At 40.0% G+C, this 13716-nt stretch carries 12 protein-coding genes; 5 read left to right on the top strand and 7 right to left on the bottom strand.

All coding sequences use genetic code 11. The annotated features are described in order from the left end of the window. The first annotated feature begins 180 nt into the window (after positions 1-180). A complete protein-coding gene (locus FTV50_RS04930) occupies positions 181-1236 on the top strand; it encodes an aromatic ring-hydroxylating dioxygenase subunit alpha (protein WP_180023712.1) in 1056 nt (351 codons plus the stop codon). An 87-nt stretch (positions 1237-1323) separates the two neighbouring features. On the opposite strand, the gene FTV50_RS04925 is transcribed toward FTV50_RS04930, so the two are convergent. Then, positions 1324-1764: a DUF2147 domain-containing protein gene (locus FTV50_RS04925; RefSeq protein ID WP_078190743.1), complete on the bottom strand. Its 441-nt coding sequence runs from the start codon at positions 1762-1764 to the stop codon at positions 1324-1326. A gap of 524 nt (positions 1765-2288) precedes the next feature. On the opposite strand from FTV50_RS04925, the gene FTV50_RS04920 reads away from it, so the two are divergent. Together FTV50_RS04920 and hcaR are read left to right on the top strand one after the other, a co-directional pair. Further along, the gene (locus tag FTV50_RS04920; RefSeq protein ID WP_180023711.1) at positions 2289-3125 is read left to right on the top strand and encodes an SDR family oxidoreductase; all 837 of its coding nucleotides are present in this window, start codon (positions 2289-2291) and stop codon (positions 3123-3125) included. Between the two features lie 323 nt (positions 3126-3448). Next, entirely contained in the window at positions 3449-4342 is an 894-nt protein-coding gene (gene hcaR / locus FTV50_RS04915; protein ID WP_180023710.1) for a DNA-binding transcriptional regulator HcaR, read from the top strand. 379 nt (positions 4343-4721) lie between these two features. Here hcaR and benE read toward each other — a convergent pair whose 3' ends face one another. From benE to catA, 6 genes are all read right to left on the bottom strand, one after another. Beyond that, positions 4722-5945, bottom strand: a complete 1224-nt coding sequence (gene benE / locus FTV50_RS04910) for a benzoate/H(+) symporter BenE (RefSeq protein ID WP_180023709.1) — start codon at positions 5943-5945, stop codon at positions 4722-4724. A 63-nt stretch (positions 5946-6008) separates the two neighbouring features. Beyond that, positions 6009-6794, bottom strand: a complete 786-nt coding sequence (gene benD / locus FTV50_RS04905; RefSeq protein WP_180023708.1) for a benzoate diol dehydrogenase BenD — start codon at positions 6792-6794, stop codon at positions 6009-6011. 14 nt (positions 6795-6808) lie between these two features. Then, positions 6809-7825, bottom strand: a complete 1017-nt coding sequence (benC, locus tag FTV50_RS04900) for a benzoate 1,2-dioxygenase electron transfer component BenC (protein WP_111884641.1) — start codon at positions 7823-7825, stop codon at positions 6809-6811. 94 nt (positions 7826-7919) lie between these two features. After that, positions 7920-8429: a benzoate 1,2-dioxygenase small subunit gene (gene benB, locus FTV50_RS04895; RefSeq protein ID WP_180023707.1), complete on the bottom strand. Its 510-nt coding sequence runs from the start codon at positions 8427-8429 to the stop codon at positions 7920-7922. Continuing rightward, a complete protein-coding gene (benA, locus tag FTV50_RS04890; protein WP_180023706.1) occupies positions 8426-9823 on the bottom strand; it encodes a benzoate 1,2-dioxygenase large subunit in 1398 nt (465 codons plus the stop codon). The genes benB and benA overlap by 4 nt, the downstream gene beginning before the upstream one ends. 85 nt (positions 9824-9908) lie before the next feature. Next, positions 9909-10829: a catechol 1,2-dioxygenase gene (gene catA / locus FTV50_RS04885; RefSeq protein ID WP_078193335.1), complete on the bottom strand. Its 921-nt coding sequence runs from the start codon at positions 10827-10829 to the stop codon at positions 9909-9911. A 281-nt stretch (positions 10830-11110) separates the two neighbouring features. On the opposite strand from catA, the gene FTV50_RS04880 reads away from it, so the two are divergent. After that, positions 11111-12025: a LysR family transcriptional regulator gene (locus FTV50_RS04880; protein ID WP_180023705.1), complete on the top strand. Its 915-nt coding sequence runs from the start codon at positions 11111-11113 to the stop codon at positions 12023-12025. Positions 12026-12216: 191 nt separating this feature from the next. Then, complete coding sequence (locus FTV50_RS04875) at positions 12217-13590, top strand: MFS transporter (RefSeq protein WP_180023704.1); 1374 nt, start codon at positions 12217-12219, stop codon at positions 13588-13590. Positions 13591-13716 lie beyond the last annotated feature (126 nt).

Here is a 13716-nt window from a genome sequence, read left to right as displayed (position 1 = left end):
AGCTTTATCAAATCGTGCAGCGCTCAATGCTTAATGTTCTAAAAAATAGAACAATCTATGCAAATCATTCTAATAGACAGAAATGTGTTTAGAATTTAATTTCGACTTAGAAAATAAGGATTTAGCAAAATTTAAATAGCGCTAAATGCTGAAGAAATATTGAAAATGTCGAGATAAACTATGAATGCCATTCCTGTACTCAATTTATTTACCCAACCTCAGTGCAGTACATTTGATGCCAACGACTGGAATATTTTGGCGCAGCATTGGTATCCCGTTGCACGTGTAGAAGATGTTTCAATTGAACCGCAACAAGTGCAATTACTCGATGTAAAAATGGCGTTATATCAAACTGAAAGTGGAAAAATTCATTTGGTTCGTGATATCTGTCCACATCGAGGGGTGCCATTAACTAAAGGCTGGGTCAAGGGTGAAGACATTATTTGTCCATATCATGGTTTACATTATAACGGCGCAGGAAGGTGTGTAAAAATTCCTGCACAGCCAGAGCTGACACAAATTTCAGAGCGTTTTTCATTAACTAAATTTCCAGTTGTATTGAAATATGGATTGGTGTGGACCAGTTTATTTAACCGAGATGAATCTACGGCCAATTTTCCAAATTTAGACACGTGGGATAACGAGCAGTACCAATCTATATTGCCACCTTATGTAGATATTGGTGGTTCAAGTGGGCGCCAGCTCGAAGGCTTTATTGATGTTGCACATTTCGCATGGGTGCATCATGAAAGCTTTGCAGACCGTGAAAACCCTAAAGTACAAAAATATTCGACAGTGCGTACAGACTATGGACTACATACAGAATATCTTAGTGATGTGAGTAATTATCCGCATGGCTTACAACATTTAGCGCCAGAAGATTTTTTATGGAAAAGAACATTTGATGTCTATCCGCCATTTTCAGCAATTTTAACCATCGATTTTCCTGAAAATGGGGTGTTGAAAATCTTAAATGCCTGTTGTCCTGTATCGCATAATAAAACCCGTTTATTTGTGCCTTTAACTCGTAATTTTGATACCACAGGAGATTTACAAGCGGTCTATGATTTTAATGCACAAATTTTTGCTGAAGATCAGGACATGGTGGAAAGTCAAAAACCTGAGGAATTGCCACTGGATATCAGTATGGAGGCGCATTTCGAAGCAGATCGCTCATCCACAACGTATCGTCGCATATTAGCCGAATGGGGGCTAAGCAAACGTTATACCGTTTAAATTTTATATTCGAATAATTTTATATTTGAAGTATTCATGCAAAAAAGCGACTCAATCGAGCCGCTTTTTGAATTTGTACACTAAGGATTAGTTTACACGTATCCATGTTTGGCTGCGTCCAAGCGCAGATACACCAATATAGCCACGACCATTTAAGGTCTTACCGTCATTCGACATTTTGGCATTGAAGCTATAGGTTTTACCATTTTTCGGGTCAGTAATTTTACCGCCGTCATAGGTATTTTTACCGGTATTTTTCAAACCATTCACGATTTGTACACCGAGTAATGGTTTATTGTGGAATTTACCAACACATTTTTGGCAGTTTTCTGCTTCACCCGGGGTGAGTACATCAACGATTTTTGCAGATAAAACGCCATTTGAGGTTTCGTTAAATTGAACTACAGATAAAGGTTTTTTTGTTTGGTCATCGATGGTTTTCCATTTAGTACCATGCAATGGATCAGCAGCCAAAGCTAAGCTAGACACCAGTGACAAACCGATTAGGCTAAGAGTTGTTTTTATCATTTTAGAACCTCTATTAAACATAGTAAGAGATGTGCATCCCTGATCTTCCAAAAGGTGGATACACAAGACTTGGAAAATTACAAAGCATCAGCCTTGCTGTCTTCAAGGGCTATATTCACAAAAAAATAAGTATATATTGTGGATTTTATATACTGATTTTGAATATCTAGAATCTGGATCGTGTAGAAAAATAGAATAAATGTTGAGCTTTGTTTATAACATTTGGGGTTTGTATCACTTTTATAAATATCAAACGCAGTTTGATTTAAAAGAATTGGAGCTACAATCCGTAAAAAAGCATGAGCTAAGAAGCTCATTAAAGCTTTTAATTTTTGCTCTAATCATGACGAATTACATTCATTTGATTTGAAGAAATAACGCTAAAGAGCTATGTATAGCATTCATATTTTAGAATTAAATAAAATCATTTCATTCATAGATTAGAACTCGTTAAGCTTGTGCTATGAATAATACGAAAATGCGGCTTGATCACTGAACTGGATTAAGTGTGTATAGGAATAACGATGAAAAATTTTAACAACAAAGTCGCAGCCATTACTGGAGCAGGTTCAGGTATTGGGCAGCAGTTAGCTATTCAACTTGCTCAAGCAGGTGCGAATCTAGCATTAAGTGATCGGAACCTTGACGGTCTTGCACAAACGGCTGAAATGATTAAGCACACCGGTGTGAAAATAACTCAGAACCAGTTAGATGTATCTGATCGTGCCGCTATCGAGCAATGGGCGGCTGCAACCCAAGCTGAATTTGGTCAGGTCAATTTGATCTTTAATAATGCGGGTGTCGCGCTAGCCAGTACAGTAGAAGGTATGCATTATGATGAAATTGAGTGGATTATGAATATCAATTTCTGGGGCGTGGTGTATGGGACAAAAGCATTTTTACCGTACTTAAGACAAAGTGGCGATGGACATATTGTGAATATTTCCAGCTTATTTGGTTTGACAGCTCAACCGACTCAAAGTGCCTATAATGCAACTAAGTTTGCAGTCCGTGGTTTTACAGAATCTTTACGTCAAGAATTAGATTTGGAAAATGTCGGAGTGAGCGCTACCTGCGTGCATCCGGGTGGAATTCGAACCAATATTGCAAATACCGCACGTATGAGTGACAGTATTCGCGCGTTGGGTATGAATCCAGATAGAGCCACGAAAGCCTTTAATAAAGTGCTGAAAACACCGCCTGAAGTTGCAGCAAAAGTGATTTTAGATGCAGTGAAACAGAATAAACGTCGTGTTTTAATCGGCAATGACGCCAAAATCATTGATTTAATTCAGCGGATTGCACCTACACGATATGCCCAAGCCATAGATCTGCTCAGTGGTAAGAAAAAACGTAAATAATTCAAAGATCAATAACAAGGGATGATGCAACATGATCCCTTTTTTTTTTTTTGTTTTTGTTTTTGTTTTTGTCAAAATATATATTTGAAAATGTATTTCTAAAATGAATTAAGCGGTGCTAGAGAAGACGCTCTTTTGAAATCACATAATTCCAGCATGAGTTCAATTGATTAAAAATTTTGAACTATTTAGAAGTAAAATATGAGAAAAAATGATATTTAAATAAAAAATGAACACTTCACCACAAAATATAAGACTATTTTAGTTTGCTAACGGAATTGTATTAAAAACGTCCTAAGGATTGGACTACACAGGTGACTTAAATGGAATTAAGACATTTAAAATATTTTGTCATGGTTGCACAAGAACTTAATTTTAGCCAAGCGGCCTTAAAACTTTATACGGCTCAGCCTTCTCTTAGCCAACAAATCAAAGACCTCGAAGAGTTTATTGGCGTACAGTTATTTATTCGCTCTAAACGTAAAGTTGAACTGACCGATGAAGGAATTGTGTTTTTAGAACATGCCAAAAACATTTTAGAAAGTGCCGATAAAGCAGTTGCAATGACGCGCCAAGTCAAAAAAGCCAAAGAGCAAAAAATCACCATTGGTTTTGTACCAGTTGCAGAAATGAAAATTTTTCCTTTTATTATTCCGAAACTCACAAAGATGTTTCCTGACTTAAAAGTTGAACTTTTGAGCTTAAATGACACGCAAATCGTCAGTGATTTACATAATGGGCGTATTGATATCGCCATATCAAGGGCAGATGTTAATAACCATGAAATTTCGAGCCAGTTGATATTTGAAGAGCCTTTGATTTTCTTGATGAATAATCAGCATCCATTTGCAAATCAAAATAAAATATCAGTCAAATCTTTAGAAGAAATAGATTTTATTATTCCGGCTGAGGAAGTGTCGTCAGTTTTGCATCATAAGATTTTAAAATTTGCAGAAGACAAAAAGATCAACTTAAAAATCATCCAGCGCGCCAGTAATATTTTATTCAACATTAATTCAATCAATATCACACAGTCGTGTACGATTTTACCGAGTTATATTGCAGATATTGCTTATGAAAATATTATTGTCAAAAAGTTAGATACGGACCTTCCAACAATCAACTTATATATGAGTAAGCGAAGTACAAATGCGTCGCAAAGTGTGCAGGCATTTATTAATTTAATTAACGATTTTTTTCATTTGAAGTTTGATTGAAGTTTATCATTTAGTTAAGTGATTCTATTCAATAAATAATCTTCTCAGGGGGGTAAAAACCTTTAAATTTACGCTGCTGATAAAGTTTATGTTGGTTCAAATTAGATGGTTTTTTTTAAACTAAGGCTAGGTGGCGATTACTTCATCATAAAAATTGAATCTGTGTGGTGCTATGCTTATTTGCCTAAAGGGTTCACTGGATTCCTAAAGTTGTAGAGCTTTTATTGACTGCTATGGGATTAGATGTGCAAGAAGCTTTTGAAATCGCTCATCGAGAATTGCCTGAATTAACCGAAGTCTAAACGGAAGCATTTTATTTTTGATTAAACAAAGAAGATGTAATTTTCCATCTTCTTTGTATTAGCAATGCGTTTGGATATTATGAACTTTTAGAATCTTGAGTCGTTGTCATCGGCGCTTGTGTAGTTACACGGTTGGTCAAAATGATATGTGCCGCAACACCGATACAAATCCCCCAAAAAACTGAGCTTAGCCCTAAAAAATGCATACCTGAGGCTGTCGCTAAAAAGGTGATCAGCGCTGCATCACGGTTAGCCTCATTTTTCATTGCAACCGACATATTTGTTCCAATCGCACCTAATAACGCTAGACCTGCAAGTGCAGCGACCAACTCTTTAGGTAATAGGCTAAATAACATGACAATACTGCCTGCAAATAAGCCGCCTAAAATATAAAAAATACCATTGGCAATACCGGCTATATAGCGTTTTTCCTTAAGTTCATGTGCATCTTTGCCCATACACATGGCTGCGGTAATAGACGCTAAAACAATGGTAATGCCTCCGACACATGCGACAGCGAGCGAGGCAATACTGGTCGCTGTGATAATCGGCTTGGCTGGCGTGTCATATCCACTGAGTTTCATGATCGCCATCCCCGGAAGGAATTGACCACTCAGACTGACTAAGATTAAGGGAATTGCCAAATTTAAAGTTGAGTTCCAAGTCCAAGTTGGAGCAATAAACTGTGGTATAGCGAGCTGAAAATTTACATCAACAGGATTGATTTTCCCTAATGTAAAACTCAGGACAACACCAGTCAGTAAGACCCAAATCATCGCGTAGCGTGGCGATAGTCTTTTAGAAATAAGAAAGACTAATAACATGCCAAAGACAATGATCGGCATACTATCTGTAGCAGTGAACAGTCCAAGCCCAAACTGAAATAAAATACCTGCCATCATCCCCGCAGCGACATCTTGAGGAATCCATTTTAAGAGTTTGTCAAAATAGCCGGTGATGCCAATCAAAAATATAACGATAGCGGATGTGATATAAGCCGCTATGGCTTCATTCAGTGAAATATTCGGAAATAGGGTGACTAAAAGAGCCGTACCGGGCGCTGACCACGCGTTAATCACCGGGGTTTTATATTTAATAGAGAGATAAATACCCGTCAGTGCTGCACCAATAGAAATGCCCCAAATCCATGAAATCATCATGGCTGGGGAGACTTGGGCTTTTTGTGCGGCTTGGAAAAAAATAATCAATGGGCCTGAATATGAAATCAGCACGGCTAAAAATCCTGCAACCGTCGCTGAGATCGACCAATCTTCTTTTAATGTTTTTAACAGGGGTGCCATCGCTTTTGCCTCCATGCAACTATGTCAATGAGCCTGTTGAATTTAACCAATGATTTTTAGAGATTAACCTTGATCTCCACCACCAACAGGGACGACCGTTCCAGTCATATAAGATGAATCATCGGATGCCAAAAATAGGATGGCATTGACTTGTTCCTGAATTGTGCCATAGCGCCCCAAGAATGTACGGTCAATGGTTTGATCGACCACGTCTTGCATCCATTGTTTTTCATGATCTGACAATGGGTTTGCGTTTCTTGGTACTTTCCGTGGTGGCGCTTCTGTGCCACCTGTGGCTACGGCATTGACTCGAATACCATCTTTTGCATGCTCAAAAGCGAGTGCAGCGGTTAAGCCATTGACCCCACCTTTTGACGCTGAATATGGCACACGGTTAATACCACGGGTTGCAATAGAAGATACATTTACAATCGTCCCTTGCTGATTTTGAATCATTTCAGGTAACACGGCTCGGCAGCACCACATAGTTGGAAATAATGAACGATTAACTTCCTTAACGATTTCTTCTTCTGAAAACTCTTGGAAGGGCTTCATCCAAATCGCACCTCCGACGTTATTGATCAAGATATCAATTCGGCCATATTTTTCAATGGCTTGGGTAGTAACTGATTGAGCGCCTGCATATGTTTCAAGATTGGCTTTAACAATAATGGCATCGCCATTATGGGCTTGAATATCGTTCAGCGTATCTTCAACAAAATCTGAGAGATCTGCCAATACCACTTGAGCGCCTTCTCGAGCCACTTGTAGTGCCACTCCACGACCGATACCTTGAGCGGCACCGGTAACGATGACAACTTTATTGTTAAATCTGGCTTGTTCTGACATTAAACTATTCTCCCTTAATTCGCTGAGAATTTTTCAAACAAGAAGTTTGCAGGTTTAACGCCTTCGGTATCTAACCAGCCACGTACAGCTTCAACCATCGGCACAGGACCACAGAGATAAATATCTACATCGCCGTTGTTTAACCAATCTTTTTCAACATGACTGGTCACATAGCCTTTACGTTCATGCTGTGACTCAGGGTGAGCGACCACAGTACGGTATTCGAACCACGGGAGTTTGCTTTGTAATTCATCGAGCTTGTCTTTTGCCACGATGTCAAAGTCATTGGTTACGCCAAATACAAGACGAACAGGTTGTTCAGAACCTTTTTCTTCAAGCACTTGTAACATGGACATAAACGGCGCAATACCTGTACCACCTGCAAGCATGACCACAGGGCGGACAACATTACGCAGATAAAAACTACCAAAAGGACCTTTGAAGGTCATTTTGTCGCCGGCTTTCGCATCGGCACTCAGGAAGGTACTCATTTTTCCTTCAGGGACATTACGAACCACGAAGCCTGTTAAACGATTGCCCGGCTTTGAACTAAACGAATACGAACGAGTTTCTTCAGTCCCCGGAATGCCGACATTGACGTATTGACCTGCCAAGAAGTTAATGTCAGGTTGATCTTCATCCAGTTGAATATCAAAGGTAATCGTAGAATCCGACATATTTTCAACACGAGACAATGTGCCTTGAAACTCATGAATTTCAGTTTTACACACGTCAGATGATGCACTGATTTGGAAAACCGCATCTGAACTTGGACGACATTGGCAAGCTAAAATATAACCTTGCTCAGCTTCTTCGGGGGTTAAAGCGTCTTCGATATAAGATTCTTCAGGCATGTCGTAAGTACCCGACTCACAAAATGCACGGCATGTCCCACAGGCGCCATCACGGCAATCTAGAGGGATATTGATTTTTTGACGATAGGCTGCGTCGGATAGGGTTTCACCTTGAGCAACACTAATAAAACGAGTAACGCCATCTTCAAATTGAAGTGCAACATTATGGTTTGACATGGCTGAATATCCTTTTGAAAATCTGGTATAACGTGTCCTTTCAGCCAAATATCCTTCTGGCTGAAAGTAAAAACTTGCTTAGTGAAATAAGCTTTTAGAGGTGATAAATATCAATAACTTGGTTGATATAATCGTTTTTCAGAACAACATATTTGCTGAGGATTTTTGGCTGCTCACCTGAAAAATCAATTTCATAACGTGACATGCCAAAGTAGCTATAGTTGGTTTTGTAGCGGAAACTTAAGGTGTTCCAGTTAAAACGCACCGTCACTTTGTCGCCATCACGTTCAATAATCTCGACGTTATTGATGTTATGGCTGGTTCGGGTATCCGGCATCGTGGCAGATGAACGCTCAGTTTTAATGCGGAAGATACGGTCTTCTAAACCTTGGCGGTCTGGATAATAAATCAAAGAAATCTCAGACTGCGGATCTTCTGTCAGCCGGTCATCGTCATCCCAAGCAGGCATCCAAAATGATGCAGATGGGGCATAGCACTCTAGCCATTCATCCCACTTTTCATCATCTAAAAAACGCGCTTCGCGGTAGAGGAACTGAGATACAGCTTCAATGCTTACGCTGTCTAAATGTGCAGTTGCATTCATGCGACATCTCCTTGTTCATTTGCGACTTGTTGTGCCAATTCTTTTTCTTCAGCAATAGCGTGTTTCATGGTTTTTAACCAATATTGATGCTGAGCAAGGTAAAGACCTTCATCTTCGGTTTTGATGCCACTTAAAAGCGGTTTTAATCCAATTTCATTGGCTGCATCATCCGGTCCATGAATCCAGTGTTTTGAACCACGGCACATGTCGTTCCATTCCAGTTCAATCCCTGCATAACCTGCTTGGCAGGCACGGAATTCTTCTAAATCGTCAGGTGTTGCCATGCCTGAAGCATTAAAGAAGTCTTCATATTGACGAATACGACGTGTACGTGCTTCTGGCTCTTCACCGACAGGGGCGATACAGTAAATGGTGACTTCAGTTTTATTGACAGAAATCGGGCGTAAAACTCGAATTTGTGAACCGAATTGATCCATTAAATAAACGTTTGGATAAAGACATAGGTTACGTGAACGTTCAATCATCCATTTCGACATCGGCGCGCCAAATTTTTCGGTATATTCATCGGCTTTGCTAAAGTTTGGACGGTCTTCTGGGTTAGCCCATTGGGTCCACAACAACATGTGACCACTGTCAAAACCATAAGAACCACCGCCTTGCTTGCCCCAAGAACCCGCACTCATAGCACGAATATTATCCGCTGCTTGTGCTTCTTTGCGGTGCTGTGTGGTGGCTGCATAGTTCCAATGCACGGCTGAAACGTGATAGCCATCTGCGCCATTTTCAGCTGTCAGTTTCCAGTTACCTTCATAGGTATAGGTAGATGAACCACGTAAAACTTCTAAACCGTTTTCCGACTGACCTTCAATCATGTCGATAATTTTGGTGGTTTCACCTAAGAATTCTTTAAGGCTTGGCACATCAGGATTTAAGCTACCAAATAAAAAGCCTTTATAACTTTCAAAGCGCGAGACTTTTTTCAAGTCATGTGAACCATCTTGGTTAAAGCAATCTGAATAACCCGCTTCAGCAGGGTCTTTAACTTTGAGCAATTTACCTGAGTTATTAAAAGTCCAACCATGGAATGGACAGGTATACGTCGCTTTGTTGCCTTTTTTATAACGACATAACTGTGCGCCACGGTGTGAGCAGGCATTGATCATTGCATTCAGTTCACCATTACGGTTACGTGCAATGATGATCGGCTGGCGACCAATATGAGTCGTGTAATAATCATTGTTATTTGGAATTTGGCTTTCATGTGCCAAATACACCCAGTTACCTTCAAAAATGTATTTCATTTCAAGATCAAATAACGCTTGATCTGTAAATACTGAGCGGTGCAGTTTAAATTCACCAGTGTCAAAATTATCGACAAGAAGTTCATCAATACGATCTAGATGGCTGGTGTTAATTACAGGAATACGTGGCATGTCCATTCTCCGACTGTCCAATGAGGGGATAGTCGCCGAGTTGTCAAACTTGGATGAGACAGCTCGGCTTCCTTTGAGTGAGTAATTAAGCGCTAGCGCGTCGACGATCTACTTCAGTATTTGGTGCAGCAGCTTGTTCTTTAACTAACTCAACATTAAAGCTAATGTGCTTAAACGGTTGGTTTAGACCACGACGCGCAATTTCAGCTTCGTCTGTGATATCAACAGCAGTTGCCACCAGACCATCACGAGTTGCAAAGGCAAAGTCGTCCCAAAGGTATTTATCACCTTCGATGTTGAATTGAGTAGTTAGCTTGCGGTAACCCGGTGCAGAGATAAAATAATGTACATGTGATGGACGGTTACCATGACGGCCTAGTTTGTCTAAAACAAATTGAGTTGTGCCTTCTGGAGGACAGCCATAACCAACGGGCATCGTAGTTTGTGCAACATATTTACCGTCTTGGTCAGAAAGAATCGTACGGCGAAGGTTAAAGTCAGATTGAGACTTATCAAAGAAAGAATAGTTACCTAGGCTGTTGGCATGCCAAATTTCAACTTTAGCGCCTTCAATGATGTTGCCTTCGGTATCTGTTACTGTACCTTCAATAAACAGTGTTGGAATTTTATCGGTTTCCGTACCATCATCCATACGAGCAAAGCCCACTGATTCAGGTGCGCCAGCCACATATAAAGGGCCTTCAATAGTACGTGGTGTACCACCTGTAATACCTGCTTTCGCATCAGCTTCATCCGCACGTAAATCAAGATAGTGCTCTAAACCTAAACCAGCGGCTAAAAGACCCAATTCGTTTGCTTGACCCGCGTCTGTAAAATACTCTAGACCTTTCCATAGTTCAGTTTGAGTAATATCTAGATCTTCAATCGCTTGGAATAAATCACCCAATAAACGTACCACAACTTGCTGTACACGTTGGTCAACAGGCCCTGTCGCTGTATCTACGTTCATTTGTTTAACCAGAACATCAATCTCTTGACGGTTCATACTATATCTCCTTAAGTATGCATTTAAGTATGGGTGGCTATCACTCGATAAAAGAGGTCTTTGGCTGCCACGTTCCTTGTTTGGTTGTCTAACAATACTTTTTAAGTTGTTTCGTGTAGCGGCTGAAGTTTCTTTCAGGTAATGCGCTGCACGATGTTTTTGATCTGTTGGATGGGATTAAATTTGCTTAATCCTGTCTATGTGATATACCTTAAAAGAATAAAATATTCACGTCGAAGATCAAATTTGCATTTTATTATACTTAATAGGTATTGATGGCCATGGAACTAAGACACTTAAGATACTTTGTCGCGGTGGTTGAAGAGCAGAGTTTTACCAAAGCGGCAGAAAAACTATATATAGCTCAACCACCTTTGAGTCGGCAGATTCAAAATTTGGAACATGAGCTTGGAATTCAGTTATTTGAACGAGGTAGCCGTCCGCTTAAGACTACGGAAGCAGGCCAATTTTTTTATCATCATGCTTTAAAACTTTTGTCTAATGCAGAAGAAATTAAATCGATGACGAAACGAATCGGTTTGACAGAAAGAACAGTGACAATCGGTTTTGTGAGCTCTTTATTGTTTGGTTTACTCTCGAATATTTTATATTTATTCAAACAACAACATCCACATTTAAAAATAGAAATGGAGGAAATGGCGACCACTGAACAAATCAAAGCATTAAAAGAAGGTCGTATAGATGTCGGCTTTGGGCGTTTGCGTATTTCAGACCCCGCGATCAAACGGGTTTTACTGCGTGAAGAACGCTTAGTGGTAGCCTTACATGCAAGTCATCCTTTGGCACAAAAAAAGGAAGGAGTCTATCTTGCAGATCTGATCGATCAGCAATTGATTTTTTACCCAAATCACAACAAACCAAACTTTTCGACCCAAGTGCGTGGCATATTTTCAGAGTATGGTTTGGAACCTAAAAAAGTACGTGAAGTACGTGAATTACAACTGGCCTTGGGCTTTGTTGCAGCGAATGAAGGAGTTTGTATCACCCCAATGAGTGCCCAAAGTGTGCAATTAACACATTTAACATTTGTTCCTATCTTAGATGAAGCCGCGATTAGTCCTATATTTATGGCTGTACGTCATATGGATGAAAGCGAAGATATTCGTGGTTTATTTGATAGTGTTTATCAAGTGTATGATTTAGAAGCGATTCCATATGATCGTGCTGTGTTTTGAGTATGTTGTCGCTAGACGTTCAGATGAACTGCAGTTATGAAATGATCTATTTAAATAAAGCGGAATCAAGGGATTAATTTGTATTCAACTTTTTAGGTATACAAACATGCCTAATCGGTTTTGGACATTAAGCACCGACTTATTCATTGTGAAAAGCGAATTTTACAAGCTTCACAATTAGGAGGTGGGCTATGCAAAACCAGAAAATTAATATTAATACCTTGGTTGATGAAGCCAAATTTACGCCATTTCATTGGGGTGTTTTGATTTGGTGTCTTTTGATTATTATTTTTGACGGTTATGACTTGGTGATCTATGGCGTTGCCTTACCGTTGTTGATGCAAGAATGGTCCTTATCTGCGGTACAAGCCGGCTTACTGGCAAGTACGGCTTTATTTGGCATGATGTTTGGTGCCATGTGTTTTGGCACACTGTCGGATAAAATTGGTCGCAAAAAAACCATTATGATCTGTGTCGGTATCTTTAGTGGTTTTACCTTCTGCGGCGCTTTTGCAAGTACTCCCGTTGAGTTTGGTATTTTACGCTTTCTTGCCGGTCTAGGCATCGGTGGCGTTATGCCGAACGTTGTCGCATTAATGACAGAATACGCGCCAAAACGTATACGCAGTACCTTAGTTGCACTAATGTTTAGTGGTTATGCCATAGGTGGTATGGCTTCAGCGTTATTGGGTGCTTGGTTAGTGCCTGTATATGGCTGGAAAATCATGTTTTATATTGCAATTATTCCATGTCTTGCATTGCCTTTAATTTGGAAATTCCTCCCTGAGTCATTGATGTATTTAACCTCAAAGCATCAAACAGATACGACTCGAACGATTGTCTCTAAAATTGCCCCTGAACAAGTCCTCACAACGGATACACAATTTGTACTCAATGAAGTTTCTGAAGAAGATAACGCTCCGTTAAAAGCATTATTTCAACAAGGCCGTAGTTTCAGTACGTTTATGTTCTGGATTGCATTTTTCATGTGCTTACTGATGGTTTATGCACTTGGAAGTTGGTTACCGAAATTGATGATTCAAGCCGGCTATTCGCTTGGTGCAAGTATGATCTTCCTCTTTGCACTGAATATTGGTGGAATGGTAGGTGCTATTGGTGGTGGTGCTTTGGCAGACCGATTCCATATCAAAAAAGTTCTGAGCATCATGTTCATGTGTGGCGCATTGGCTTTAATCTTACTGGGCTTTAACAGTCCGCAAATGGTTCTGTATACCTTTATTGCTGTTGCAGGTGCAGCTACCATCGGTTCACAAATCTTACTTTATACCTTTGTCGCACAATACTACCCAACCACGGTACGTTCTACAGGTATGGGCTGGGCATCGGGCATTGGACGAATTGGTGCAATCGTTGGACCGGTACTTACTGGTGCGCTGTTAACCATGAATTTACCGCATCAAATGAACTTCTTGGTGATTGCCATTCCCGGTGTCATCGCTGCATTAGCAATCTTTATGGTGAATTTACAAGCTTCAGTAGAAGCGTCTACTCAAGGTCAATCGCCAAAGCTCAATACGCAAGCCATCAAAAATACAGCGAATTAAGCATTCTTAAATAAATTTAACATTACCCCAAAATTTTAAGTTTCCAGGCCCTGATGCACAGCATGAGGGCTAGTGGGAAATTGTGACAAAAAATAAGGAAAGGGCATCGCCTAAATCGAGGTCAGG

Origin of the sequence: Acinetobacter sp. YH1901134 (assembly GCF_013416965.1) — a bacterium.
Lineage (GTDB): Bacteria > Pseudomonadota > Gammaproteobacteria > Pseudomonadales > Moraxellaceae > Acinetobacter > Acinetobacter amyesii.
Note: the sequence above shows the minus strand (reverse complement) of the source record. Positions and strands in the feature narration are given on the sequence as shown.